Here is a 23,544-nt window from a genome sequence, read left to right on the forward strand (position 1 = left end):
TACTCCTTAAGCTTGGGTTGGGAGAGGCTCGGTGTGAAGCAGAAACAATGGGTCGCCGGTTTGAACCTGGCCGGCTTGCAGTAGCTGGATGCTGGCCTTGTCCGCACCTTGGCACAGGGTAAGCAGCACGGTGGGGTCATACCCGGCCGCCTGAATGGCTTCTCGATCAATGTGCATCAGTAGCTGGCCTGCTGTGACGCGCTGCCCCGGCGCAATCTGTGGATGAAAATGCTGTCCCTGCAAATGGATGGTATTGATGCCGACATGAATCAGTATTTCCACGCCATGCTCGGTGTGCAGGGTGAGTGCATGCCCGGAAGGTTGCACACCGCTGATGCTGCCGGCACAAGGCGCGTGCAGGCTGTTCGTGGTGGGATGGATGGCAATCCCAGCGCCCAGCGCACCGGATGCAAAGGCCGTATCGTGAATGCTGGAGAGCTGGCGGATATTGCCGCTAATGGGCGAGAGAATAGTGTGCTGTTCTGTTTGGACGGGATGGCGCGGACTGGTTTTTACCGTGGCAGGCAGGCCAAAGAAAAAGGTGGCCAGCAAGGCAAACAGGCAGGCAATGCCAGTCCCGATGAAGGTACCCCACACGCTGCCATCCACCCCGCTTGGCGGAATGATCTGTGCAAAGGTAAAAACGCTGACCAAGCCCATCGAGTACACCTTGCTTTGCACATAGCCAACCACCATGCCGCCTAGCGCCCCGCCGATACAGGCAAACAGGAAAGGGCGCTTGGCAGGCAGGTTGATGCCGTAGATGGCCGGTTCGGTAATGCCGAATAAACCAGCCGTAGCGGCAGAGGCGGCCAGCGAGCGTTGCTTGCTGTCGCGACTACGCAGCATGACACCCAGTACCGCGCCCACTTGGCCCATGACCGCGGGCAAGAGCAGCGGCAGCATGCTGTCGTAGCCCAACACGCTGAGGTTATTGAGCATCAGCGGGATGAAGCCCCAGTGCAGGCCAAAAATGACGAATACCTGCCATAAGCTCCCCATGACGGCACCTGCCAGCACCGGGAACAAGGCATAGAGCCATTGATAGCCCGCCGCCAGTCCATGGCTGGCCTGCGTGGCCAGCGGGCCGATCAACAAAAAGGTCAAGGGAACCGTGATGACGAGGCAAAGCAATGGCGTTGCCAGATTGCGGATGGCGGCAGGGATGCGTGCTTGCACCCGCTTCTCCAGCAGGCAACTAAACCAGGCTGCGAAAATGACCGGCATCACTGAAGAGCCATAATCCAGCAAGGTGAGTGGCAAGCCAAAGAAATTCAGCGACGCACCAGTACTGCCGCTGGCAAACAGGCTGCGTATGGTCGGGTGCAGCAAGGCAGCCCCGATTGCCATGGTGATGAAGGGCGAACCGCCGAATTTCTGTCCGGCGGTATAGGCCAGGACAATAGGCAGGAAAAAGAAGAGTGCGTCACTGGCAGCATACAGCACGTGATAAGCACCGCTGTCCGCTGTCATCCAATGGCAGGCCAGCGCCAGCGCCAGCAAACCCTTCAGGATGCCGGACGCAGCCATGACGCCAAGAAATGGGGTGAAAATGCCGGAAACGACGTCAATAAAGCGGCTGAATAAGGTTTCCTTGTCGCGGGACGACACATCGACTGACTTTTCTGCCTGTTGTCGTTGTTTTTCGATAGCGGCAAAAACCTTGGCAACATCATTGCCAATGACAACCTGATATTGACCACCGCTCTCCACCACCATGAGCACTCCAGGCGTTTTCTTTAGTTCGGCCGTTTGTGCCAGATTGCTATTCTTCAGTTTGAAGCGCAAACGCGTAGCACAGTGAACCAGGCTTTCTATATTGTCCTTACCACCTATATTGCTCAGGATGGTATTGGCCAGTTCCTCCATTTTTTATTCCTTGAGTGATTAAATAAAAAAACCTGAAGCCAGCTCTCATGGTGGAGAGTGATTTCAGGTTTTGCTCGCAGGTGCGATAACAATCCAGTTGATTTGTGATGTGTTGATTCTATTACGGAGGCTTATTTCATTTACGCGCTCTTTTTGTGTGCTTGAAGATGGATGTTTTTTAAATATTACAAAGCGGAATTTCTATGGTTGCTATTGTTTGCTTTGTCGGTCGTGTAGGCGGTTAATGTGCAAGCTCAGGTACATGAGTTCTGCATCTGTCAATTTTGGGTAGGCATGCTTTTCGATATGATTGCTAATTGTCTTGGCACAATTCCAAGCTTGCGGATAGCAGTCTTCCACCATTTTTTGCAGCTCCATGTCTACGGAAGGAAAACCCTGCTTGTTGAGTATTCGCTGAGCCAGAAATTTAAGGTGTGTTACAAGGCGATGGAAGGCCAGTGTATTTTCATCCAGTCTTATATGCATTTTCAAACGCACAATCTGCAGCACTTCCTGCATGAGGAGACTGATCTGATTGGTGACTTGCATGTCTCCAGTCAATTGGGCATTGGCCAGGTGTAATGCAATGAACCCGGTTTCATCGACTGGTAGCTGACAGTTCAGTTCCTGCGCGATCAGTTCTAATGACGCTACGCCTATATCGTATTCGCAGGGGTATAGTTGTTGAATATCCCACAGCATGAGGTTGCGGATGGCTATTCCTTGACGATGGCGCTCGATGGCAAAGTGGAAATGGTCAACCAGAGTCAGATAAATACGGTCATGCAAAAATGGAAGTTTTTTCCGCGCTTGGCAAATCACATGGTCGCTGACGGTGATGATTTCTATCGGAATGCGTTGCAGCAGTTCGCTGAGTAATGCTTGCAAGCCAGGTTCTTGCAGTGAAAACGTTTTTTCAATGCAGGTTTTGTCCAGATAATCTCCAGGGCGTTTCTGAAAGCCCAGTCCGCACCCCATGACAACTTGTTCCTGCTGTTGTGCATTACGGACAATGACTGCATTGTTGTTGAGTATTTTACAAATACGCATTGGTGATGCTCCAAAAACAAAAACCTGATCCACGTTTTCATTTGTGGATCAGGTTTTGCCTGCGATTGCAGTGACAAGCCTGGATGCTGCTGCGGATTTTAATTATTGCCTGGGAAAACAGACTTGGTAGACCCAATATGGCGGAAATTATGTTCGCAGGTGGTGAGGCCTGACAAGCTGCCCATTAGGCCTGCCGCATTGCCTGTTGCCAGCGTGGATCCTGGAGTTTCAGGGCTGTACCCCCATCAGGTATTTGCGGCTCATGGCCTTGAACAGTTCGCTGCCAGCCGCGCCCAGCATTTCAAACAGCACCATTTCCCGACTCACCAATACCGCGCCCGCTGCCTGCATGCGTTGCAAGCCCAGTTGCTTGTCGCTGTCGCGCCGGCTGGCTACCGCATCGGCCACCACAAACACCTGTTTGCCTTGCGCCAGCAGTTGCAGCACGGTCTGCAACACGCAGACATGGGTTTCCATGCCGCAAACAATCACCTGTTTGCGTGCCAGCAAGCTGTCCGGCAGGCAGTCGGCGGCTACGCAAGAGAAGTGCAGTTTTTCTACCACGCTGGCTTGCGGGGCCTGTGCCAACAAGCTGGCTTCGGTATGGCCCAAGCCGCGTGGATATTGTTCGGAAAACACAATAGGTAGACCGGTGTCGTGTGCCACACCCACCAGCCACAGGCTTGCGGCCAGCATGCTGTCAGCCTGATCCACCGCCGGTAGCAGTTTGTCCTGGATGTCCACCACCAGCAGGGTGGCCTGATCGATTTGCATCAGCATGTCTGTGTCTCCCTCTCTGTTATTTACCACGCATAAACTGTCTGGCTGACAGGGTAATCCCTTGATGGGCAGATAAGCCAGATGTGGCACTATGCCGCTTCAACATTCTTGGGACCGTTCTCCTGCCATTGCAGTTCTGCAAGCAGGTGACGTGCGCAACCTGGCGTGGCAAGCCGACACAGAACCGCTGCCTGCGCCGTGGAGAGACTTCATGCTGCAAGGTGCTTACCGGCTGTTTCAACAAGCCATTGTCGATGTGATCGACGCCAAACGGGTATTTACTGACCCGCTGTCCACCCTGGCCTACGGGACGGATGCTTCCTGTTACCGGCTGGTGCCGAAAATCGTCATCCAGACACATACCGAGGCCGAAGTGCAGGCGGTGCTGGCACAGGCTGCGGCATTGAAATTGCCGGTCACCTTCCGAGCGGCGGGCACTTCGCTGTCCGGCCAGGCGGTGAGCGATTCCATTCTGGTGGTGGCCAATCATGGCTGGAAAGCCTTGCAGGTGCTGGATGAAGGGCGTGCCATCCGCCTGCAACCCGGGGTGATCGGTGCGGCGGCCAATGCCGCGCTGCTGCCCTATGGCCGCAAGATCGGTCCGGACCCGGCCACCATCAACTCGGCGATGATAGGCGGCATTGTCAGCAACAACTCCAGCGGCATGTGCTGTGGTACGGCGCAAAACACTTACCAGACCATCAAGAGCCTGCGGCTGGTGCTGGCCGACGGCACGGTGCTGGATACCGGCGATGCAGCCAGCGTGGCGGCTTTCCGCCAGTCCCACGCCGGTTTGCTGGCCGGGCTGGGCGCACTGGCAGGCCGTATCCGTGCCGATGGCGAGCTGGAAGCGCGCATCCGCCGCAAGTACAAGATGAAGAACACCACCGGCTACAGCCTGAATGCGCTGGTGGATTTTGCCGATCCGCTGGACATGCTGCTGCACCTGATTGTCGGCAGCGAAGGCACGCTGGCTTTTGTGTCCGAGGCGACTTACCACACGGTGGAAGAGCTGCCCAACAAGGCATCGGCGCTGGTGCTGTACCCCACCATCAAGGATGCCTGCGATGCCATCCAGTTGCTGGCCCAGCACAAGGACGTGGTGTCCTCGGCCGAGCTGCTGGACCGCGCCAGCCTGCGCTCGGTGGAAAACAAGGCCGGGGTGCCGGCCGAACTGAAAACCCTGGGCGAGGAGGCTGCCGCCATCCTGATTGAAACCCGTGCCCGTGATGCCGTGGCACTGACTGCGCAGATCGACGCTATTTGCGGCTATATCGCAGCCATTCCCAATCTGTCCGGCATCCGCTTTACCGATGTGGTCGAGGAATACACCCGCTTGTGGAATATCCGCAAGGGCATGTTCCCCAGTGTGGGCGCGATGCGGGCGGCGGAAACCACCGTCATCATCGAAGACGTGGTGTTCCCCATCGAACATCTGGCCGAAGGCACGCTCAAGCTGCAGGCCTTGTTCCGCCAGTACCATTACGACGAAGCCATCATCTTCGGCCATGCGCTGGAGGGGAATTTGCACTTCGTGTTCACGCCCAATTTCTCCGGCGATGCCGAAATCAAGCGCTACGAAGCCTTTATCGAGGACGTGTGCAAACTGGTGGCGGTGGAATACGAAGGTGCGGTCAAGGCCGAGCATGGCACCGGCCGCAATATGGCACCGTTTGTCGAGATGGAGTGGGGCCCGGCTGCCTACCGCATCATGCAGGAGCTGAAGGCGCTGTTCGACCCCAACGGCATCCTGAACCCGGATGTGATCATCACCCACGACAAGCTGCTGCATATCCGCAACCTGAAGCCGATTCCCACGGCCAATACGCTGATCGACAAGTGCATCGAGTGCGGCTTCTGCGAAGTGATGTGCCCCAGCCGCGCCATCACCCTGACACCGCGCCAGCGCATTGTTGCCAACCGTGAAATGGCCTCGCTGGAGCAAAGCGGCAAGGACCCGTCCCGGCTGGATGAGCTGCGCGAGCGCTACCAGTTTGCCGGGGATGAAACCTGTACCACCTGTGGTTTGTGCGAATCCGCCTGTCCGGTGGGCATCAATACCGGCGCGCTCACCAGCCAGCTGCGCCAGCAGAATCTGAGCGATACCGGCTGGGCGCTGGCCAATACCCTGGCCAGCCACTACGACACTGCCACGGCGGGAGCACGCCTTGGCTTGCGTGCACTGCAAACCGTGCAAAGCGTGGCCGGCAATGCCGCTACCGGGGTGCTGATGCGCAGCCTGCGCCGGGTAGTGGGGCGACGTATTCCCTACTGGACGCCATACTTCCCGCGCGCTGCCAGCAAGCTGCGGCTGGATGGCGGCAAACCGGGCGAACGCAAGGTGGTGTACCTGCCATCCTGCCTGACGCGTACCTTTGCCCCGGCCAAGGCGCAGCCGGATCAACGGCCGCTGAACGAGGTGGTGGCCTCGGTGCTGGGCAAGGCCGGTTACGAGATTCTTTACCCGCAGCAGATGGATGGCCTGTGCTGCGGCACGCCGTTCAAGTCCAAGGGGGCAGTGGATGCCGCCGCCAGCAAGCTGTCCGAACTGGAAGCGGCCTTGCTGCAGGCCAGCGACAATGGCCGCTGGCCGGTGATTGTCGATAATGGCGTGTGTACCGCCAGCATGCTGGAAGGGCTGCAGGACAAACGCCTGCACGTGTATGACGTCACCCGCTTTGTGCACGAGGTGGCTGCCGAACATCTGGCCTTCACCCCGCAGCAAGAAAGTGTTGCCCTGCACGTGGTGTGCTCCATGCGCAAGACCGGCCAGGCGGCCATGCTCAATGCACTGGCCAAACGCTGCGCCAGCTCGGTGGTCGAGCCGCAGGGCATTACCTGCTGCGGCTTTGCCGGTGACAAGGGCTTCAGCCATCCGGAACTCAACAGCAGTGCGCTCACCGGCCTCAAGGCTCAGGTGAAGGACTGCGGCAGCGGCTTCTCCAATAGCGTCACCTGCGAGATCGGCCTGTCGGCCAACTCCGGCATCCCTTATCAGAGCCTGATGTATCTGGTGGACAAGGCCTGCCGCAGCCGCTGAACCCTGTGCTCATGACGATCAATCGCCCCGTTTCCATCATGGAACGGGGCTTTTGTTTGATCAGCTGGCTTGTAACACCCTGCTGCTGTTTGTCATGATGGCAGATTGACTGTCTGTAAATGGCTGTAAGGGAGCAATCGCGCATGAGTTTTCATATCCGCCGCATCGAGCCGGAAGACGCCGCCGCCATGGCGCGGCTGCAATCCGCCCCCGGCGTGGTACGCCATACCTCGCAGCAGCCCTATCAGTCGGCCGCCGACTGGCAGCACAAGCTGCAACAGCTGTCCCCATCCTGTCACTGGCTGGTGGCCTGTGATGCTGCCGACGAAGTGATAGCCAGCGCCGGGCTCACCATCCTGCCGCAGGCGCGTTGCCGCCATGTGGCCGACCTGTTCCTGCTGGTCCGCGACGAATGGCAGGGCAAGGGCGTCGGGCGCGCATTGATGCAAGCCTTGCTGGAGCTGTCCGACAACTGGCTGGGGCTGATCCGCCTGCAATTGATGGCGCAGCAGGACAACCAGCGCGCCATTGCACTGTACGAGCGCTTTGGCTTCCAGCATGAAGGCGTGGTGCGGCAGGACATCCTGCAAGACGGGCGCTATGTGGACAGCGTGGTGATGGCACGGCTGCACTGGCCGGCAGGAGGTCAGGCATGAACCAGTTTCACATTCGCAAACCCGGTCCGGCAGATGCCGCGGCACTGCGCGCGCTGATGAGCGATCCGCTCTGTTACGGCAATACCCTGCAGCTGCCTTATCCATCCATGCAGCTATGGCAACAGCGGCTGGCAGGTAACGACCCGCTGCACCATGCGCTATTGCTGGAAACAGCCGAAGGGCAGGTGATTGCCCATGGTTCACTGTGGCGGGAATGTGCACCAAGACTGGCACATGGTGCCAGCCTGGGCATGGCGGTGCAGCGCGAATGGCAGGGGCAGGGGGTGGGCTCTGCCTTGTTGCAGGCCATGCTGGATCTGGCTGATAACTGGCTGGGCCTGCACCGGGTGGAACTGACGGTATTTACCGATAATGCCGCTGCGCTGGCACTGTACCGCAAGTACGGTTTTGTCGAAGAAGCCCGCTTGCGCGCGTATGCCTTGCGCAATGGGCGCTATGAAGATGTATTGAAAATGGCAAGACTGCGTCCCTTGCCCATGCATGGCGCGGATTAGCCGCAGGACAAAAAAATAACGCCATCGCAAGATGGCGTTTTCAATTACACAACAAAGGAGTTTGCTGTCTGCCCCTGACGGCAGTGGCCTACGGATGCATGCAGGCCCTGAAGAAACTTCAACAGAGTGTCAACATTATCCAATCTGCCCGGCAAGCTGTCTTTCATCATCCGGACATGAAGCGGTAATATTGCGACGTCTCTGATTTATATAAAGAAAAAGCGCGGATGGTCCGCGCTTCAGGCTGCTGACAAAGTTATTTGATGCGACTGTACTGGACCCGGCAAAGCCGGGCCTTTCGATTAAGCTATTGCTTCCGCAGCCTTCCCATCTATTCCCTATCCCCCCGCCCTTGCCTTGCCAATAGAAGAGAAAAAGCGAGCCTCGCTTTCCTCCCAGAAAGCGAGAAGGGGTTGTCTGTATTGCAGCCTGGTCAGGTGTTCAGATGTCCTGCCCTTCGACAATGCCGTCATGGCTGGCCGAGGATTTGGGCAGAATCAGGTTCAGCGCCATGGCCAGAATCGAGCACAGGCCCACGCCGGCCAGTTCCAGACCGCCCAGTTTCAGCGTCAGGCCGCCGATACCGGCAGTCAGCACTACCGAGATGATCACCAGATTGCGCGGCTGCATCAGGTCTACCTTGGCTTCAATCAGCGTTTTCAGGCCGATGGAAGCGATGGTGCCGAACAGCAGCACCATGATGCCGCCCATCACCGGCATGGGGATGGATTGCAGCAGGGCATTGAACTTGCCGAAGAAAGCCATGCAGATGGCAAACACGGCAGCCCAGGTCATGGTCACCGGGTTGAAGTTGCGGGTAATCATCACCGCGCCGGTTACTTCGGCGTAGGTGGTCACCGGCGGGCCGCCAATCAGACCGGCCAGGCATACGCCCAGGCCATCGCCCATCAGGGTGCGATGCAGACCGGGGGTCTTGGTGAAGTCCTTGCCGGTTACACCACCAATGGCCATCACGCCACCGATATGTTCGATGGACGGGGCAATGGCCACCGGCAGCATGAACAGCGCGGCAGACCAGTTGACTTCCGGGCTATGGAAGACCGGCGCGGCAAACCACGGTGCGTTGGCCAGCTTGGCAAAGTCCACCACGCCCATGAAGGCGGCGGCGATATAACCCACGGTAACGCCGGCCAGAATCGGCACCAGCTTGAACATGCCACGTGCGTAAATGGACACGATGATGGTGGTGGCCAGCGAAATGGCCGCCAGCAGCATGGAGGTTTCATACGGCATGATCTGCTTGCCGCCCGCCTGTCCCATGGCCATGCCGGATGCTGCGGTGGCGACCGACAGACCGATGATCATGATGACCGGGCCAATCACCACCGGTGGCAGCAGCTTGTTCACCAGCTCCATGCCGCGCCAGCGCACGATGGCAGCAAACACGAAATACATGAAACCGGCGGCGAACAGGCCGAACATGGTGGCGCCCTGACCCCAGGTATGCATGGAGTAGATGATGGGGCCGATAAAGGCAAAGGAGCTGCCCAGGAAAATGGGTACCTGACGACCGGTACACAGCTGGAACAGCAAGGTGCCGATACCGGCGCCGAGCAAGGCCATGGCCGGGTTGAGGCCGGTCAAGAGCGGAACCAGAACCAGTGCGCCAAAGGCGACGAACAGGATCTGGGCGCCGGAGATGGCCACCTTCACGTGTTGGAACATAATGGGATTTCCCTGTTTTTGTTGAAATCGGATGTGGTAAAACCGGCAAGGCCTGACGCTGACTCAGACCGTGCAATACATGATGGCCTGGGCAATGATGTTGTTCTGCTCCCGTGCCAGCACGCTGTGTTGCCTGAAGTCCCGCACCATGGCCTGCACCCGCTGATAGGTGTCAAAGTTGGGCAGCGGCCGATAGGCAATGTCCACGCCCAGCCGCGCCGCCACTTTTTTGATGGTGGTGGGCTTGATGCACACATGCACATCGGGCTGGCTATAAGCCAGGAAGCAAGTCACCACCGGCCACTTGGCCGGATTGGCATTGCCATCGTTGCGGCACAGCTGCAGTACTTCGACAAAGTCGGAAAAACTGTCCGGACCAAACTGGTGCAACAGGCGGTACAGCGCCTGCACAAACGGCACATGTACATCGCGAAAGGCCAGATAGTTGCGGAAGGCCATCTTCTCGAAAGTGCTTACCGTGGTGCTGCGGCCAATGATCTGACGACAGGTTTCGCTGATGGCAGCCAGGTTGCCGTCATCCAGCGCCTGCTGCATGGTCTGTTCACTCAAGCCGTGCTGGCAAAGCGTAATGACGCTGTCCACGCTGCGGTGTTTTCTGGCCAGTGCCTGCCATGCTGCATCCTGCAAACCATCGGGAAAGCGCAGCATAAAGTCCTGGTCAATGGCTTGATGGGCGTTCAACACGGTAAGCCTTCCTTGTGCATGGGGCAGGGGCTGCATGGCCTGCAAAAAACGCCGCTACTTCTATTGAAGGTGAGCGGCGTGTTGCTGGCATGGGCAGAACTCAAACGTGCTTGGTGCCGAAAATCTTGTCACCGGCATCACCCAGACCCGGAATGATGTAGCCGTTTTCATTCAGATGACTGTCCAGCGATGCGGCATACAGCTGCACGTCCGGATGGGCGTCGTTGACGGTTTTCACGCCTTCGGGCGCAGCTACCATCACCACGGCCTTGATCTGCTTGCAGCCCTTGCGCTTGAGCAGTTCGATGGTGGCCACCATGGAGCCGCCGGTAGCCAGCATCGGGTCGATGATGATGGCAATGCGCTCGTCCAGGCTGTCGACGAATTTTTCGAAATAGGACACCGGCTCCAGCGTTTCTTCATTGCGGGCCAGGCCCACCACGCTGATCTTGGCGGAGGGAACCAGGTCGAGCACGCCGTCCAGCATGCCGATGCCAGCGCGTAGGATGGGAACCACGGTGACTTTCTTGCCCTTGATCTGCTGCACGTCGATCTTGCCGCACCAGCCGTCGATGGTGGTGGCTTCCAGTTCGAAATCGCGAGTGGCTTCGTAAGCCAGGAGACGGGCCAGCTCCTGAGTAAGCTGGCGGAATTTCATGGTGCTGATATCGCCTTCGCGCAGCAGGCCGAGTTTGTGCTGTACCAGCGGATGGTTGACTACATGGATATTCATTTTTTTGTTCCCAACCTTGCGAAAAAGCTGCCGATGCCGGTCTTGTGAACCGCAATGGCAGCTTGTTTCAGATATGCGAAACCGGCCTTGTTGCCGCGGCCGGTCTTTGAATGAGGTATGGGGCGGTATTCTACCGCTTTTCCCAGCTGGAAATCCACGGAATTAACCCTGTGGCTGGCAGTGGGGCAGAACAGATATAGCCTTGTACCGACTGGCAGCCCAGCTCGCTCAGTACCGATAGATCGCCAGCATCCTCAACCCCCATGCCGATGGTTTGCAGTCCCTCGGCCTTGCCTAGTGCCAGCGCCTCACCCAATATGGCGCGCAGGTGCTGGTTGTCCCCTGCACCATGAACAAAAGCCCGGTCGATTTTCAGCCCGCTGAAATGGCTGGATTTGAGTTTGTCGGTCAGGCCCACGCCAATACCGAACTCATCCACCATCACGCCAAAGCCGGCCTGGCGTAGGGTGGCCAGTTGCACATCAGCCACCGACCAATGCTGACGCAAGGTATTTTCCGAGAACTCCAGAGCCAGATTGGCAGGCTTGAGTCCGGCCAGTCGGGTTTTCTGGCTCAGGTGCCCTGTCAGCTGCGGGTCTGCCAGCAACTGGGCCGACAGGTTGATCGACACATTCAGCTCAAAACCCTGATCCAGCCAGTCACGGCATGCGTACAGCGTCTTTTCCAGAATCAGTTCGGTCAGTTCGCGAATCATGCCGCGTTCTTCCATGACCGGAACAAAAGTGATGGGAGAAAGCACGCCCAGCGCAGGATGGCGCCAGCGCGCCAGCGCTTCGGCCCCGACGACGCGGCGGGTCTGGACATCGACAATCGGCTGAAAATACGGAACCAGTTGGTCATTGACCAGTGCCTTCCAGATTTCATCAATCGGCATGGCAGTGCCGTTGTCCGCGGTCAGCGGGCTGGCTGGATGATCCGGAGGTGCGAAAAAGCCGTCTGTCTGGGAAGAGGTCATGTCGTCTGTGTGGTCCGCAAGGGAAAGGGCAGGGTGCCGCCAGTCTGGTCTGTTATCTGTGAATTGTAAGACAGGGAATTCCAGGTGGATACGCTGGCATCTGTTTGCCGCATAAAAAAACCCGGCCAGGCCGGGTTTTGCATACAGGTCTTCAAGCGTTTGCTTACAGGCTTTCCAACACCTGCTGCAATTCGCCGGACTGGTACATTTCGTACATGATGTCCGAACCGCCAATGAACTCGCCCTTAACATACAGTTGCGGGATAGTCGGCCAGTTGGAGAACTCCTTGATGCCCTGGCGGATTTCCGGATCCTGCAGCACGTCAACGGTTTTGATGGTTTCCACTCCACAGGCTTTCAGGATTTGCACTGCGCGCGAAGAGAAGCCGCACTGCGGAAACTGGGCCGTACCTTTCATGAACAGCACAACCGGATTTTCGGTGACTGTCTGCTTGATGATTTCCTGGGTATCCATGGGGAATTCCTTGCTGTGAACGGGCCGGCACCGGGCTGGCCCTTGAATACTTGACTGAATCGATGGGTTATTGTACGTAAGCGTGCGGTCGTGGTCAATTTGCCTGATTGCGGGCGCGCAACTGCTGCAAAAATAATTCGGCCTGGCCGTCATACAGTGCATGGCGGTTCATGAGGCGCGACACGTTGGCCGCCATCAGCGCAGTGGCCATCAGCGGGATGATCATGGTGGACGAGGATGAGGTCATTTCCATCACGATGACAAAGCCGGTCATCGGGGCGCGGGTCATGCCGGAGAAAAATGCCACCATGCCCAGTAACACCATGGCAGCCTGTGGCAGGGCGGGCAGTAGCAGAGACAGGTTCAGGCCAAAGCCGGCTCCCACGGCCAGCGAGGGGGCGAACATGCCGCCTGGCGCGCCGCTGATATAGGTGATGACCAGTGAAACCAGCTTGAGGATGCCGTATTCCTGCATGCTGCTGCCGCCGCCTTCGATGATTTCCTTGGCACGGAAATAACCGGTGCCAAAAGTGATACCGTCGCTGGCAATGCCGATAAGTGCCAGCAGCAAGCCACAGGCAATGGCAAACAGAATGGGATAGTGGCTGCGCCAGCCATGCAACGGGCCGGGCAAGCGTTCGGCCAGTATCAGGATGATGCGCGATGTCAGCCCGCCGATGATGCCGCCGATGATGCCGCACACCGGAATGGCCATCCAGCCGGCGCGCAGATCCAGCGCTACTGACACTACGCCGAAATAGTTGTAATCACCCAGTACGGCAATGGCGGTAATACCGGCCAGAATCACCGACAGCAGGATGGTGGAGCTGGCACGCTGGTCGAAGGTGCGGCCCATTTCCTCGATGGCGAACACGATGCCCGCCAGCGGCGTGTTGAAGGCGGCTGCCACCCCGGCGGCGGCACCGGCCAGAATGAAGCTGCGTGCCACGCCTTCATGCCGCAGCGCGGCTTCACGGTTGAGCGAATACTTGATGGCCGCCCCCACCTGCACGATGGGGCCTTCATAACCCATGGTAGAGCCGCAGCTGACGCCAATCAGCGTCAGTACCATCTTGCCCATCGCCGCACGCATGGTGAGGATGCGGGCGCGCAGCGCATGCATACCCGGCTGCATGGCAATAATGGTTTGCGGAATGCCGCCACCGCCCGCACCTTCGAAAAAGGTGCGCAGCAGCCACACCGACAAGCCCAGCCCGGCCGGGGTGATCAACAGCGCCCAGAACGGCGACTGGTCGTAGATCTGGTAGAACAGCTCATGTGACAGATGGCTGCCATTGGCAAACACGGCGGCCACCAGGCCGATGAGAATGGCGGCAATCCAGATGGGAGCCCGACGTCGCCACAATGCCATGGACAGATACAGGTATCTCAGGCGGCGACTGGCGCGCAGGCCGTGCTGTCCCAGGCGTCGGGCGACTCTGGCGTCGGGCATGGGGGTGGGAACTCCGTGGCGGTTTATCGAGAGAGCAGCAAAGCCGAAACGCAAATCATTCTGGATTAAACAGTATTTTCGACTTTGCTAATACTCAATGATAAGGTCAATGCGCCTTTCTGACCAGAACTGCGGCGAAGAAACCGTCAGAATTATGCAGATGCGGCTTCAGTTGCAGATAATCGCCGATCTCTAGCGGGATTTTCTGCTCTGCCAGCGCCTCGTCCATCGGCAGCAGGCTGAAGTCCGGATGCGCGGCCAGGAAGGCTTCCACGATGTCGCGGTTTTCCTGCGGTAGCAGGCTGCAGGTGGCATACACCAGACGGCCGCCCACTTTGACCAGACGGGCTGCCGAGGCCAGGATGGCAGTTTGCTTGACGTTCAGTTCGGCCACGCTTTCCGGGCTCTGGCGGAATTTCAGGTCCGGATTGCGGCGCAGCGTGCCCAGGCCGGAGCAGGGGGCATCCACCAGTACGCGATCGGCCTTGCCGGCCAGACGCTTCACCTTGCTGTCGTTTTCATGTGCCAGCAGTTGCGGATGCACATTGGACAGACCGGAGCGGGCCAGACGCGGCTTGAGGTTGGCCAGGCGTTTTTCCGACACGTCAAAGGCATACAGGCGGCCGCTGGAGGCCATTTGCGCGCCCAGTAGCAGGGTCTTGCCACCGGCACCGGCACAGAAGTCCACCACCATTTCACCGCGACGCGCGCCGGTGATCAGGCCCAGCAGCTGGCTGCCTTCATCTTGCACTTCGATGGCACCGGACTTGAACAACTCGTACTTGGCCAGCGCGGGCTTGCCTTGCAGGCGGATACCGATGGGCGAGTAAGGTGTCGGTTCGCAGGGCATGCCGTCAGCGCGCAGACGGTCGATTGCTTCGTCGCGCTTCATCTTCATGGTGTTGACGCGCAGGTCGAGCGGGGCAGCTTCCATCAGGCCCAGGCCCAGTGCCAGCACGTCTTTCGGGTCTTTTTCTGCCAGACGTTCGATCACCCATTCCGGCAGTTCGGCCGCCACGGACAGGCTGTCTTCCAGCGTCTTGCCCTTGATGCCACCCAGCCATTCGCGTTCGCCAGCGCTGGTGCAGTCGGCCATTTCCTTGATATTGAGCTTTTGCAGACGCATCAGCGCCACCATGGCCAGGCGGCGCGGTGTGGCCTTTTCCGGGGCAATCAGCGCACGGAACTGGATCAGGCGGCGCAGGCAGCCAAAGGCGGTTTCGGCAATCAGGTGACGGTCGTTGGAACCGAGCTTCACGTTTTCGCGGAAGTAGGCGGACAGCACGGCGTCGGCCGGGCGGTCGAAGCGGGTCATCTGGCTGATGACGGTTTCGATGTGTTTCAGTTGGCTATGGCTGATATTCATTAACGGTTGTTCCGGGTCATGGGGCGCGCGGGCAGGCGCCATTGCTCGGTGCCGTCAACATTGATCAGCACGGCGCGCAGTTCCACCCGCTTGCTTTTGTCGATGCGCGAAATGCGCACCGGCAGGTTGGAGAAATCCGGAGCCAGCCAGAATTCGGTGATGTCGTCCTCGCCCTTGGCGCGGAACACGATCACCCGGATTTTGCCGGAGCCGGTGTCGTAATCGGTTTCGCCACTGGGGGTCATCGGATAGTCGTAGACCTTTTTCCCGGTGGTGATCTGTAGCGGGGCGCTGCCAAGCTGGCCGCCCTTCAGGCCCAGCTGGAAAGCCAGGCTGAATACATCCTGTGCGCCTGCCCGCAATGCCACTTCCTTGTCGCCCTGTTCGCCAAAGTGCAGCACGCCGGCTGCATGGTCAAAACGGGCAGATTCCTTGGCATCGCTACCACGCCAGGCTTGCAGGCTGTCCGGTTGCAGGCCGTGCTTATCCAGGCTGCCCTGTGAAAGATAGCGCAGATTGCCACCCACCAGCGGATTGAAGCGGATTTCCAGCGTGTAGCGCTGGCCATCGTGTTGCCAGTCCAGTCCGCCGCTGCCTACCATCGCGCCATTATAGAAGGTCTGGTAGCCAAGTTTGGCCCGTGCCGGGAAGCGGTGCAGCGTGCTGGCCGGATAAAGATAGCCTGTTGCCTTGTCGGTACTGCTGGCCACCGGTGTGCTGGCTTCTTCTGCCTTGGCGTGTTTTTCCGCTTTGGCTGCCACATGTTCTGCCGTGGCCGCACTGGCTTCTGTCGTTTTGCTGCTTTCCGCTGCCGGCTGGCTGGCATCGGCCATCTCTGCCGTAGTGTCTGCCTGCTTGTCCTGTGCGCGGTCTGCCCTGGCCTGCGGCCCGGATGCCTCTCGCTTGGGCTTGCGCTTTTTCGCTGCCGGATGGTGCGACACCGTACCCGGTGCCGGCCCTGCCGGCAGCAAGCGGGCGGTGGGTACCGCGGGTGGCGCCGGGGTATCCAGCGCCAGTGCCTGCATCTTGACGTCAATCTTGCGCAAGGCCTGATCCGGCGGCAGTTCGATCACGGCATCGGGCAGCAGACCAGAGCCCAGCATAGCCAGATGTACCAGAACGGAGGCCAGCAGGGCGAGCACAAAGACCCGCAGCGGTTTTTTCATGCCGATGACGGCTTTATGGTGCCGGTGCCATCAGGCTGGCAGCCGGCTGTGCCGGCGAGGCAACCCGGCCATCGACAATACTGAGATCATCAGCCACGAAGCGGCGCACGGAATCTGGATACAACTGGTGTTCCAGTTGCAATACCCGGGCGGCTACGCTGTCCGGGGTGTCATCTGGCAGCAGGCTGACCACACCCTGCGACACGATGGGGCCGTGATCCAGTTCGGCGGTGACAAAGTGTACGGTGCAACCTGCTACCTTGCAGCCCATTTCCAGCGCCCGTGCATGGGTGTGCAGGCCGGGGAAGGCCGGCAGCAAGGACGGATGGATATTGAGCATGCGGCCTTCGTAGCGGCGGGTGAAGTCTGCCGTGAGAATGCGCATGAAACCGGCCAGTACCACCAGATCGGGCTGATAGCTGTCTATCACTTGCGCCAGCTGTGCATCGAATGCTTCGCGGCTGGCAAACTGCTTGTGATCCACCACGGCGGTGGCGATGCCACGCGCTGCCGCCCAGGCCAGGCCAGCGGCATCAGGGCGATTGGAGATCACCGCGGCAATGTGCGCGCCGGGGATATTGGCGTCGACAATGGCCTGCATATTGGAGCCGCGGCCGGAAATCAGGATGACGATATTCTTCATGGGTCAATATGTCTGCGGCAGCCACAATGCCTGCCGGTAAAAAAACAAGCGCCGCCAGCAGTGCTAGCGGCGCCGTTTGGTGTCACTGCCGGACTCAGGAAATCTGGGTCTGGTGTTCGTCACCATTGCGGGCGCGCACACTGCCCAGGCGATGTACGGTTTCGCCTTCCTGCTGCAGCAGGGCGGTGGCGGCGGAGACGTGTTCTTCTGCCACGATCACCACCATGCCGATGCCACAGTTGAAGGTGCGGTACATTTCCTGGCTGTCGACATTGCCTTCCTTTTGCAGCCACTGGAACAGCTTGGGCAGCTCCCAGCTGTTGGCATCCAGTTGGGCAACAACATTGTCCGGCAGTACGCGTGGGGTATTTTCGGTGATGCCACCGCCAGTGATGTGGGCCATGCCTTTTACCGGCAGGGTCTGCATCAGCTTGAGCAGCGGTTTCACGTAAATGCGGGTCGGTGCAATCACGGCATCGCGCAGGCTCTTGTCGCCGTCAAAGGCGGCGTCCAGATCCGGCTGGGCGCGGTCGATGATCTTGCGTACCAGGCTGTAGCCATTGGAATGCACGCCATTGGAACCCAGGCCCAGCACCACGTCGCCCGGCACGATGGTACGGCCGGTGATTACCTGGCTTTTTTCCACCACGCCGACAGCAAAGCCGGCCAGATCGTATTCACCTACCGGGTACATGCCCGGCATTTCGGCAGTTTCGCCGCCGATCAATGCACAACCGGCCTGTTCGCAACCGGCGGCAATGCCCTTGATGACGTCGGTGGCTTGCGGTACGTCCAGCTTGCCGCAGGCGAAATAATCCAGGAAGAACAGCGGCTCGGCGCCCTGAACCAGGATGTCGTTCACGCTCATGGCCACCAGATCGATACCGACGGTGTCGTGGCGGTTCCAGTCAAAGGCGAGTTTCAGCTTGGTGCCCACGCCATCGGTGCCGGAAACCAGGACGGGCTCTTTGTACTTTTTGGAAATTTCCACCAGTGCGCCGAAACCGCCGATACCTCCGAGAACTTCCGGGCGCATGGTGCGCTTGGCATAGGGCTTGATGTTTTCGACGAGCGCGTCGCCGGCGTCGATATCCACGCCTGCATCACGGTAACTGAGGGACTGGGTGCTCAAGGTAAACTCGCTTTCTGCTAACTTGAAGTATTTTCACGTCAAGCTTTCGCTGATGCGAAAGCACTGTATTTTAACTGAATTTCCTTGGGAAAGCTGCGCTTAGTTTGCATCTGTCGGTCAGAAAGCGGCACAAGCGGGTGGGGATGGGCGGCAAAATGCGGGCCGGCATTGCCGCAGACGGTTGGTGCGCCTGCGGTCTGACAGGAGGCTGTTGGCGATTTTATACAACAACAAGCACTAAACAAATGCCATGCAGCGGTTTCGCCAAGCGGGCATCTCAGCGTAAAATCGCAGTCTGACCTCAATCGGCCCACACGACATTACTCTTGGACCAGCTAGTACTAGACCTTACCCCCACGCCGCTGCCGGCTTTCGACAATTTTCTGGCCCAGCGCAACCGCGAGGTGATTACTGCCCTCACGGCGGAGGATGGCGAGCGCTTCATCTACCTGTGGGGTGAACCCGGCAGCGGCAAGACGCATCTGTTGCAGGCCTGGATTGCCCACGCCGAGCGGCTGGGGCGTGCTTCCATTTATCTGGATGGCCAGAAAGAGCATTTGCCGGATTTCGCCCGCGAAGCCAGCTTCATCGCGGTAGACCATGTTGACGACCTGGCACCGGACGACCAGATCACCCTGTTCTCCTTTTATAACTCCCTGAAGGAGAGCGGCGAGGGCCGCCTGCTGATGGCCGGGCGCAAGCCGCCGATGGCCGCCGCCGTGCGTGACGACCTGCGTACCCGCCTGGGCTGGGGACTGGTGCTGGAAGTAAAGGCGCTGTCCGACGACGACAAGCTGGCCGCGCTGCGCACCCACGCTGCCAACCGCCAGCTGGCCATTGCCGACGATGTGTTCCGTTACCTGCTTACCCACTGGCGGCGCGACCTGTCCAGCCTGATCGGCATGCTGGACATGCTGGACCGCTATTCGCTGGCACTGCGCCGCCCCATCACCGTGCCGCTGGTGAAAAACGTTTTGCAAACCGCGAGTTCTTCCGACACATGACCCAAGCACGCAATCTGGCCCTGTTCGATCTGGACAACACCCTGCTGATCGGTGACTCCGATTTCGAATGGCCGCGCTTCCTGATCAAGCGCGGCATTGTCGACCAAGCCTACTACGACCACCGCAACAATCATTTCTACGAACAGTACAAGGCCGGCACGCTGAATATCGGCGAATACCTGGAATTCGCGCTGGAGCCGCTCACCCGCTACGACAACCAGCAATTGGCCGCGCTGCATGCCGCTTATATGGATGAGCACATCCGCCCCATCATTCCGCAAGCCGCGCGTGACCTGCTCAACCTGCACCGTCAGCAGGGCGATGAAATCCTGATCATCACCGCCACCAACCGCTTCATCACCGGCCCGATTGCCGCCGAACTGGGCGTGGATGACGAACACCTGATCGCCATCGACCTGGAACGCACCGCCGATGGCCGTTACACCGGCAAGCACACCGGCGTGCCCAGCTTCCAGGCCGGCAAGATCACCCGGCTGGAAATGTGGCTGGCCGAGCGTGGCCAGACCCTGGCCAGCTATGGCCGCAGCTTCTTCTACAGCGATTCGCACAACGACCTGCCGCTGTTGTCCATTGTCAGCAATCCGGTGGCGGTGGACCCGGACGACACCCTGCGCCAGCATGCCAAGGAGCAGGGCTGGCCCATCATCAGCCTGCGCGGCTGAGACCACTCATCAATATTTCAGACAGTCTGGCTGCGGCCAGACTGTTTTTGTATGGAGAGATGATATGGAGCAATTGCAAGCATTCCTGGCCCGTGCCGAAGCCCTGCTGGCCCGTCTCGAACCCTTGCTGCCCCCGGCCCGGCCCGAGCCGGACTGGAGCGCACCGGCCTACCGCTGGCGGCGTCAGGGCATGGCCGGCTGGCTGGAGGGCGTCAACGAGCCGCACACCCTGCCGCTGGCACGGCTGACCCATATCGACAACCAGCTTAAGCTGCTGGTGCGCAATACCCGCCAGTTCGTCAAAGGCAAGCCGGCCAACAATGTGCTGCTGACCGGCGCGCGCGGTACCGGCAAGTCCTCGCTGGTGAAGGCCTTGCTGCCGGAGTTTGCCGACAAGGGCCTGCGCATCATCGAGGTGGACAAGGATCATCTGTCCGACCTGGCCCAGATCATGACACTGGTGGCCGGACGCAAGGAGCGTTACATCCTGTTCTGTGACGACCTGTCGTTTGAAGACGGTGATGACGCCTACAAGGCACTGAAAACGGCGCTGGATGGCGGCCTGGCGCGCCGGGCGGAAAACATGCTGGTGTATGCCACCTCCAACCGTCGTCACCTGATGCCGGAAAAACACAGCGAAAACCGCGAAGGCTGGGTCAGTGATGGCGAAATCCATCCGGGTGAAGCCATTGAGGAGAAGGTGTCGCTGTCCGACCGCTTCGGCCTGTGGCTGTCGTTTTATCCCTTTGATCAGGATGCGTATCTGGCCGCCGTCAAAACCTGGCTGGAACATTTCCAGCTGCCCATGGACAGCGAGGCCGAACGCGCGGCACTGCAATGGAGCCAGCTGCGCGCCAGCCGTTCCGGCCGGGTAGCCTGGCAGTTTGCCAATGACTGGGCCGGTCGCAGCGCCAAGGAACGCAAGGCGGAGCTGGGCAAGTGAGCGTGGCCGCTGCCGCCATGCCGCAGCAACACAAGGGCCGCGGCATCGTGCTGTACAGCCTGGCCATTTTTTTGCTGGCGGTGATGGATGCCAGCGCCAAATGGCTGACGCATGGCTATCCGGTGGGGGAGATCATCTTCTTCCGTTCGCTGTTTGCCCTGCCCATCCTGCTGGTATTGGGGCTGCGCCACAGCAGCGCACCGGCCCGGCTGCTGGCTACCGCCCATCCGTGGCGGCATCTGCTGCGTGGCATGGTGGTGCTGGTCACCATCGTCACTTTCTTCATTGCCCTGCGCCATCTGCCCCTGGCCACGGTAACGGTGATCACCCTGTCCAACCCGGTGTTCATGCTCTTGCTCAGCCTGGTGTGGCTGGGCGAGAAGGTAGGACGACGGCAATGGCTGGCGGTGGCACTGGGCCTGCTGGGTGTGCTGGTGGTGTGTGGCTGGTCCGGCCTGCAGTTCAATATCTACAGCCTGCTGGCGGTGGCCTCGGCCTTGTCTTATGCCCTGGCCTCGCTGCTGACGCGCCAGCTGTCGGCGACCGACAGCCCGGCCACCATTGCCATGCTGGGTACGCTGATCATGCTGGGCGTCAGTGCGCTGACCGCAGGCAACGACTGGCAGCTGCCGGGCTGGGGTGACTGGCTGGTACTGCTGTTGCTGGGCCTGAGCGGCGGGCTGGCCAATTTCGTCAATGCCCTGTCGCTGCGCTATGTGCAACTGTCGGCAGTGGCGCCGCTGGAATACAGCATCCTGCTATGGGCAGCCGCGCTGGGTTATCTGTTTTTTGGTGAAATGCCCGGCATTACCACCTGGCTGGGTGGTGCGCTCATCATTGCCAGCGGTGTCGTGGTAGCCAAAGAAAAAAACTGAGGCAAACAATAATCAATATGCATTCCGACAAGAAAATCATCGAAGTGGTGGCCGGCGCGCTGATGCGCCCGGATGGCAGCTTCATGCTGGGTAGCCGGCCCGAGGGCAAACCTTATGCCGGCTACTGGGAATTCCCCGGTGGCAAGCTTGAGGCTGGCGAAACCGCCATGCAGGCGCTGGTACGCGAGCTGCAAGAAGAAATGGACATCACGGTGACCCATGCTACCCCCTGGCTGACCCGCGTACATCACTACGAACATGCATCGGTACGCTTGCACTTTTTCCGGGTATGGAGCTGGCAGGGCGAGCCGCAACCGCAAGAGGGGCAACAGTTTGCCTGGCAAGCACCGGGTGAAACCAGTGTCGAGCCCATGCTGCCGGCCAACGGGCCTATCCTCAAATCCCTGCAACTGCCTGCCGTCTATGCCATCACTTGCGCTCATGAAATTGGCGTGGCCGCGCAGTTGCAAGCCTTGGCCGCTGGCCCGGCATACGGGTTGGTACAGGTGCGTGAACCGGACATGAACCGGCAGCAGTTACAGGCCTTTGTCTCCGACGTGGCTGCCATCGTGCATGCGCGCGGCGGCAAGGTGGTGGTGAATGCCGACCCGGACTGGCTGGCCGGCTGGCCGGTGGATGGCGTGCATCTGAATGGCACCCGTTTGCGGCATCTGGCACAGCGGCCGGATTTTGCCTGGGTGGGGGCGTCGGTGCATAGCGCCGCCGAGCTGCAACTGGCAGGTGAGTTGGCGCTGGATTATGCCTTGCTGGGCCATGTACAGCCTACGGCCAGTCATCCCGGCGTCACCCCGTTGGGCTGGGACGGTTTTGCAGCAGTATTGGTGGATGGCATCCCGCTACCGGTTTATGCCCTGGGTGGCCTGAAACCGCAGGATGTGGACAGCGCCCGCCAGCATGCGGCCCACGGTGTGGCCCTGATGCGGGGAGCATGGCAATGACAATGAATCTGAAACAGAAAAAACTGCTGCTGATCGGGGTGGCTCTGCTGCTGCTGGCTGCGCTCAAGGGCGGGCTGGTGTGGTGGTATCTGCAGCACAAGCAGCAAGTCGCAGCGCCTGTTGCGTTGGCCTGTAATGCGACGCAGGGGCTATGCAGCCTCCCGGATGGGGGCAGCCTGCGTTTTGTCAGCCCACCACAAAATGGCAAGCCCTTTGTCATGCGGCTGGAGGGTGTAAGCGCAAGCGAACCTAGCGTGGAGTTTTCCATGGCGGACATGGATATGGGCTTCAACCGCTACCGCTTTGTGGCAGATGGTGCCAACTGGCAAGCCCGCATCACCCTGCCGGTATGTGTTACCGGCAGCCGTCACTGGATTGCCACCCTGCATCTGGGGGACAAGGCTTACAGCCTGCCGTTCCAGACGCAGTAGCGCAGGTATCGTTCAGCACGCAAAGGCTCCGGGCGGGGCCTTTTTTGTTGAGGGCCAAGCAAAGATCCCTTTTCCGTCCGCCGCGCGGAAGCGGCAATGCAAAACATCATCCGCGTGAGCGGATTTTCATCACAGATTTCCCTTTTAAAATCAAAGGAGAAGACATCTTCGCGGGTCTCGCCCCGCCGTCGAGGTACTTTGCTTTTGCTTCGCCAAAAGAAAGTACCCAAAGAAAAGGCGACCCGCAGCGCGTCGAATTCCCGCCCCAGCCATGCCGCTCAGGGCGCGGCCGGAACTTGCGGCGCGCTACCGTCGCGCCGCTTCGGACAGCCGACCGCTTAAGACCCTGAGCGGCACGTCTGCGTCGGCTCGCGCTGACGGGAGTGGGACCGCGCCGGGTTTGT

23 protein-coding genes are annotated in these 23,544 nt (G+C 59.4%); 10 read left to right on the forward strand and 13 right to left on the reverse strand.

From position 1 onward, the window contains the following. Nucleotides 1-6: 6 nt before the first annotated feature. The 3 genes from GSR16_RS03185 to GSR16_RS03195 form a co-directional block, all read right to left on the reverse strand. A complete protein-coding gene (locus GSR16_RS03185; RefSeq protein WP_159875104.1) occupies nucleotides 7-1,869 on the reverse strand; it encodes a beta-glucoside-specific PTS transporter subunit IIABC in 1,863 nt (620 codons plus the stop codon). A gap of 210 nt (nucleotides 1,870-2,079) precedes the next feature. Further along, on the reverse strand, nucleotides 2,080-2,952 hold the full coding sequence (licT, locus tag GSR16_RS03190; RefSeq protein WP_159875105.1) for a BglG family transcription antiterminator LicT: 873 nt from the start codon (nucleotides 2,950-2,952) through the stop codon (nucleotides 2,080-2,082). A gap of 195 nt (nucleotides 2,953-3,147) precedes the next feature. After that, the gene (locus GSR16_RS03195) at nucleotides 3,148-3,699 is read right to left on the reverse strand and encodes a hydrolase (RefSeq protein WP_159875106.1); all 552 of its coding nucleotides are present in this window, start codon (nucleotides 3,697-3,699) and stop codon (nucleotides 3,148-3,150) included. Nucleotides 3,700-3,910: 211 nt separating this feature from the next. On the opposite strand from GSR16_RS03195, the gene GSR16_RS03200 reads away from it, so the two are divergent. The 3 genes from GSR16_RS03200 (at nucleotide 3,911) to GSR16_RS03210 (ending at nucleotide 7,910) form a co-directional block, all read left to right on the forward strand. Next, nucleotides 3,911-6,739 (forward strand): FAD-binding and (Fe-S)-binding domain-containing protein, encoded by a 2,829-nt coding sequence (locus GSR16_RS03200; protein WP_159875107.1) that lies wholly within the window; start codon nucleotides 3,911-3,913, stop codon nucleotides 6,737-6,739. Nucleotides 6,740-6,882: 143 nt separating this feature from the next. Then, nucleotides 6,883-7,395: a GNAT family N-acetyltransferase gene (locus GSR16_RS03205; protein ID WP_089085569.1), complete on the forward strand. Its 513-nt coding sequence runs from the start codon at nucleotides 6,883-6,885 to the stop codon at nucleotides 7,393-7,395. Beyond that, complete coding sequence (locus tag GSR16_RS03210; RefSeq protein WP_159875108.1) at nucleotides 7,392-7,910, forward strand: GNAT family N-acetyltransferase; 519 nt, start codon at nucleotides 7,392-7,394, stop codon at nucleotides 7,908-7,910. The genes GSR16_RS03205 and GSR16_RS03210 overlap by 4 nt, the downstream gene beginning before the upstream one ends. A 441-nt stretch (nucleotides 7,911-8,351) precedes the next feature. Here the strand turns inward: GSR16_RS03210 and GSR16_RS03215 are convergent, their stop codons facing one another. The 10 genes from GSR16_RS03215 to purM form a co-directional block, all read right to left on the reverse strand. Continuing rightward, nucleotides 8,352-9,596 (reverse strand): uracil-xanthine permease family protein, encoded by a 1,245-nt coding sequence (locus tag GSR16_RS03215; protein ID WP_159875109.1) that lies wholly within the window; start codon nucleotides 9,594-9,596, stop codon nucleotides 8,352-8,354. A gap of 63 nt (nucleotides 9,597-9,659) precedes the next feature. Further along, nucleotides 9,660-10,301 (reverse strand): hypothetical protein, encoded by a 642-nt coding sequence (locus GSR16_RS03220; protein WP_240902589.1) that lies wholly within the window; start codon nucleotides 10,299-10,301, stop codon nucleotides 9,660-9,662. 100 nt (nucleotides 10,302-10,401) lie between these two features. Continuing rightward, complete coding sequence (gene upp, locus GSR16_RS03225; protein ID WP_159875110.1) at nucleotides 10,402-11,034, reverse strand: uracil phosphoribosyltransferase; 633 nt, start codon at nucleotides 11,032-11,034, stop codon at nucleotides 10,402-10,404. A gap of 130 nt (nucleotides 11,035-11,164) precedes the next feature. After that, nucleotides 11,165-12,010 (reverse strand): EAL domain-containing protein, encoded by an 846-nt coding sequence (locus GSR16_RS03230; protein ID WP_159875111.1) that lies wholly within the window; start codon nucleotides 12,008-12,010, stop codon nucleotides 11,165-11,167. Between the two features lie 163 nt (nucleotides 12,011-12,173). Beyond that, nucleotides 12,174-12,485 carry a Grx4 family monothiol glutaredoxin gene (grxD, locus tag GSR16_RS03235; protein WP_159875112.1) on the reverse strand — a complete coding sequence of 104 codons (312 nt, stop codon included), beginning with the start codon at nucleotides 12,483-12,485 and terminating at the stop codon, nucleotides 12,174-12,176. Between the two features lie 94 nt (nucleotides 12,486-12,579). Then, nucleotides 12,580-13,938, reverse strand: coding sequence for a chloride channel protein (locus GSR16_RS03240; protein ID WP_159875113.1), 1,359 nt, complete (start codon nucleotides 13,936-13,938; stop codon nucleotides 12,580-12,582). A 106-nt stretch (nucleotides 13,939-14,044) separates the two neighbouring features. Beyond that, nucleotides 14,045-15,298 carry an RsmB/NOP family class I SAM-dependent RNA methyltransferase gene (locus tag GSR16_RS03245; protein WP_205677546.1) on the reverse strand — a complete coding sequence of 418 codons (1,254 nt, stop codon included), beginning with the start codon at nucleotides 15,296-15,298 and terminating at the stop codon, nucleotides 14,045-14,047. Nucleotides 15,299-15,303: 5 nt separating this feature from the next. Continuing rightward, nucleotides 15,304-16,470 (reverse strand): DUF3108 domain-containing protein, encoded by a 1,167-nt coding sequence (locus tag GSR16_RS03250; RefSeq protein ID WP_159875115.1) that lies wholly within the window; start codon nucleotides 16,468-16,470, stop codon nucleotides 15,304-15,306. Nucleotides 16,471-16,483: 13 nt separating this feature from the next. Further along, complete coding sequence (gene purN, locus GSR16_RS03255; RefSeq protein ID WP_159875116.1) at nucleotides 16,484-17,113, reverse strand: phosphoribosylglycinamide formyltransferase; 630 nt, start codon at nucleotides 17,111-17,113, stop codon at nucleotides 16,484-16,486. A gap of 94 nt (nucleotides 17,114-17,207) precedes the next feature. After that, a complete protein-coding gene (gene purM, locus GSR16_RS03260; RefSeq protein ID WP_159875117.1) occupies nucleotides 17,208-18,245 on the reverse strand; it encodes a phosphoribosylformylglycinamidine cyclo-ligase in 1,038 nt (345 codons plus the stop codon). Nucleotides 18,246-18,571: 326 nt separating this feature from the next. Here purM and hda point away from each other — a divergent pair, with 326 nt between their 5' ends. The 7 genes from hda to GSR16_RS03295 all read left to right on the forward strand — a co-directional run bounded on the left by hda (nucleotide 18,572) and on the right by GSR16_RS03295 (nucleotide 23,482). Then, a complete protein-coding gene (gene hda, locus GSR16_RS03265; protein ID WP_045847287.1) occupies nucleotides 18,572-19,249 on the forward strand; it encodes a DnaA regulatory inactivator Hda in 678 nt (225 codons plus the stop codon). Continuing rightward, nucleotides 19,246-19,932: a histidinol-phosphatase gene (locus GSR16_RS03270; RefSeq protein ID WP_159875118.1), complete on the forward strand. Its 687-nt coding sequence runs from the start codon at nucleotides 19,246-19,248 to the stop codon at nucleotides 19,930-19,932. The genes hda and GSR16_RS03270 overlap by 4 nt, the downstream gene beginning before the upstream one ends. A gap of 64 nt (nucleotides 19,933-19,996) precedes the next feature. Continuing rightward, on the forward strand, nucleotides 19,997-20,875 hold the full coding sequence (locus GSR16_RS03275) for an ATP-binding protein (protein WP_159875119.1): 879 nt from the start codon (nucleotides 19,997-19,999) through the stop codon (nucleotides 20,873-20,875). Continuing rightward, on the forward strand, nucleotides 20,872-21,750 hold the full coding sequence (locus tag GSR16_RS03280) for a DMT family transporter (protein WP_159875120.1): 879 nt from the start codon (nucleotides 20,872-20,874) through the stop codon (nucleotides 21,748-21,750). Before GSR16_RS03275 ends, GSR16_RS03280 begins: the two co-directional genes overlap by 4 nt. 17 nt (nucleotides 21,751-21,767) lie before the next feature. After that, nucleotides 21,768-22,709, forward strand: coding sequence for a Nudix family hydrolase (locus GSR16_RS03285; protein WP_159875121.1), 942 nt, complete (start codon nucleotides 21,768-21,770; stop codon nucleotides 22,707-22,709). Beyond that, the gene (locus GSR16_RS03290) at nucleotides 22,706-23,140 is read left to right on the forward strand and encodes a hypothetical protein (protein ID WP_240902590.1); all 435 of its coding nucleotides are present in this window, start codon (nucleotides 22,706-22,708) and stop codon (nucleotides 23,138-23,140) included. Before GSR16_RS03285 ends, GSR16_RS03290 begins: the two co-directional genes overlap by 4 nt. Before the next feature lie 96 nt (nucleotides 23,141-23,236). Further along, nucleotides 23,237-23,482, forward strand: coding sequence for a hypothetical protein (locus GSR16_RS03295; RefSeq protein WP_159875122.1), 246 nt, complete (start codon nucleotides 23,237-23,239; stop codon nucleotides 23,480-23,482). The last annotated feature ends 62 nt before the right edge of the window (nucleotides 23,483-23,544 follow it).

Origin of the sequence: Aquitalea denitrificans (genome assembly GCF_009856625.1) — a bacterium.
Taxonomy (GTDB): Bacteria; Pseudomonadota; Gammaproteobacteria; order Burkholderiales; family Chromobacteriaceae; genus Aquitalea; species Aquitalea denitrificans.

Excerpts from the sequence above, each read along its gene's own strand:
- GSR16_RS03205 (WP_089085569.1), top strand. The coding sequence starts at position 6,883 with ATGAGTTTTCATATCCGCCGCATCGAGCCGGAAGACGCCGCCGCCATG.
- GSR16_RS03290 (WP_240902590.1), top strand. The coding sequence starts at position 22,706 with ATGACAATGAATCTGAAACAGAAAAAACTGCTGCTGATCGGGGTGGCT.
- GSR16_RS03285 (WP_159875121.1), top strand. The coding sequence starts at position 21,768 with ATGCATTCCGACAAGAAAATCATCGAAGTGGTGGCCGGCGCGCTGATG.
- GSR16_RS03240 (WP_159875113.1), bottom strand. The coding sequence starts at position 13,938 with ATGCCCGACGCCAGAGTCGCCCGACGCCTGGGACAGCACGGCCTGCGC.
- GSR16_RS03195 (WP_159875106.1), bottom strand. The coding sequence starts at position 3,699 with ATGCTGATGCAAATCGATCAGGCCACCCTGCTGGTGGTGGACATCCAG.
- GSR16_RS03200 (WP_159875107.1), top strand. The coding sequence starts at position 3,911 with ATGCTGCAAGGTGCTTACCGGCTGTTTCAACAAGCCATTGTCGATGTG.
- grxD (WP_159875112.1), bottom strand. The coding sequence starts at position 12,485 with ATGGATACCCAGGAAATCATCAAGCAGACAGTCACCGAAAATCCGGTT.
- purN (WP_159875116.1), bottom strand. The coding sequence starts at position 17,113 with ATGAAGAATATCGTCATCCTGATTTCCGGCCGCGGCTCCAATATGCAG.
- GSR16_RS03185 (WP_159875104.1), bottom strand. The coding sequence starts at position 1,869 with ATGGAGGAACTGGCCAATACCATCCTGAGCAATATAGGTGGTAAGGAC.
- GSR16_RS03275 (WP_159875119.1), top strand. The coding sequence starts at position 19,997 with ATGGAGCAATTGCAAGCATTCCTGGCCCGTGCCGAAGCCCTGCTGGCC.
- GSR16_RS03270 (WP_159875118.1), top strand. The coding sequence starts at position 19,246 with ATGACCCAAGCACGCAATCTGGCCCTGTTCGATCTGGACAACACCCTG.
- GSR16_RS03215 (WP_159875109.1), bottom strand. The coding sequence starts at position 9,596 with ATGTTCCAACACGTGAAGGTGGCCATCTCCGGCGCCCAGATCCTGTTC.
- GSR16_RS03250 (WP_159875115.1), bottom strand. The coding sequence starts at position 16,470 with ATGAAAAAACCGCTGCGGGTCTTTGTGCTCGCCCTGCTGGCCTCCGTT.
- GSR16_RS03230 (WP_159875111.1), bottom strand. The coding sequence starts at position 12,010 with ATGACCTCTTCCCAGACAGACGGCTTTTTCGCACCTCCGGATCATCCA.
- GSR16_RS03210 (WP_159875108.1), top strand. The coding sequence starts at position 7,392 with ATGAACCAGTTTCACATTCGCAAACCCGGTCCGGCAGATGCCGCGGCA.
- upp (WP_159875110.1), bottom strand. The coding sequence starts at position 11,034 with ATGAATATCCATGTAGTCAACCATCCGCTGGTACAGCACAAACTCGGC.
- GSR16_RS03295 (WP_159875122.1), top strand. The coding sequence starts at position 23,237 with ATGCAAAACATCATCCGCGTGAGCGGATTTTCATCACAGATTTCCCTT.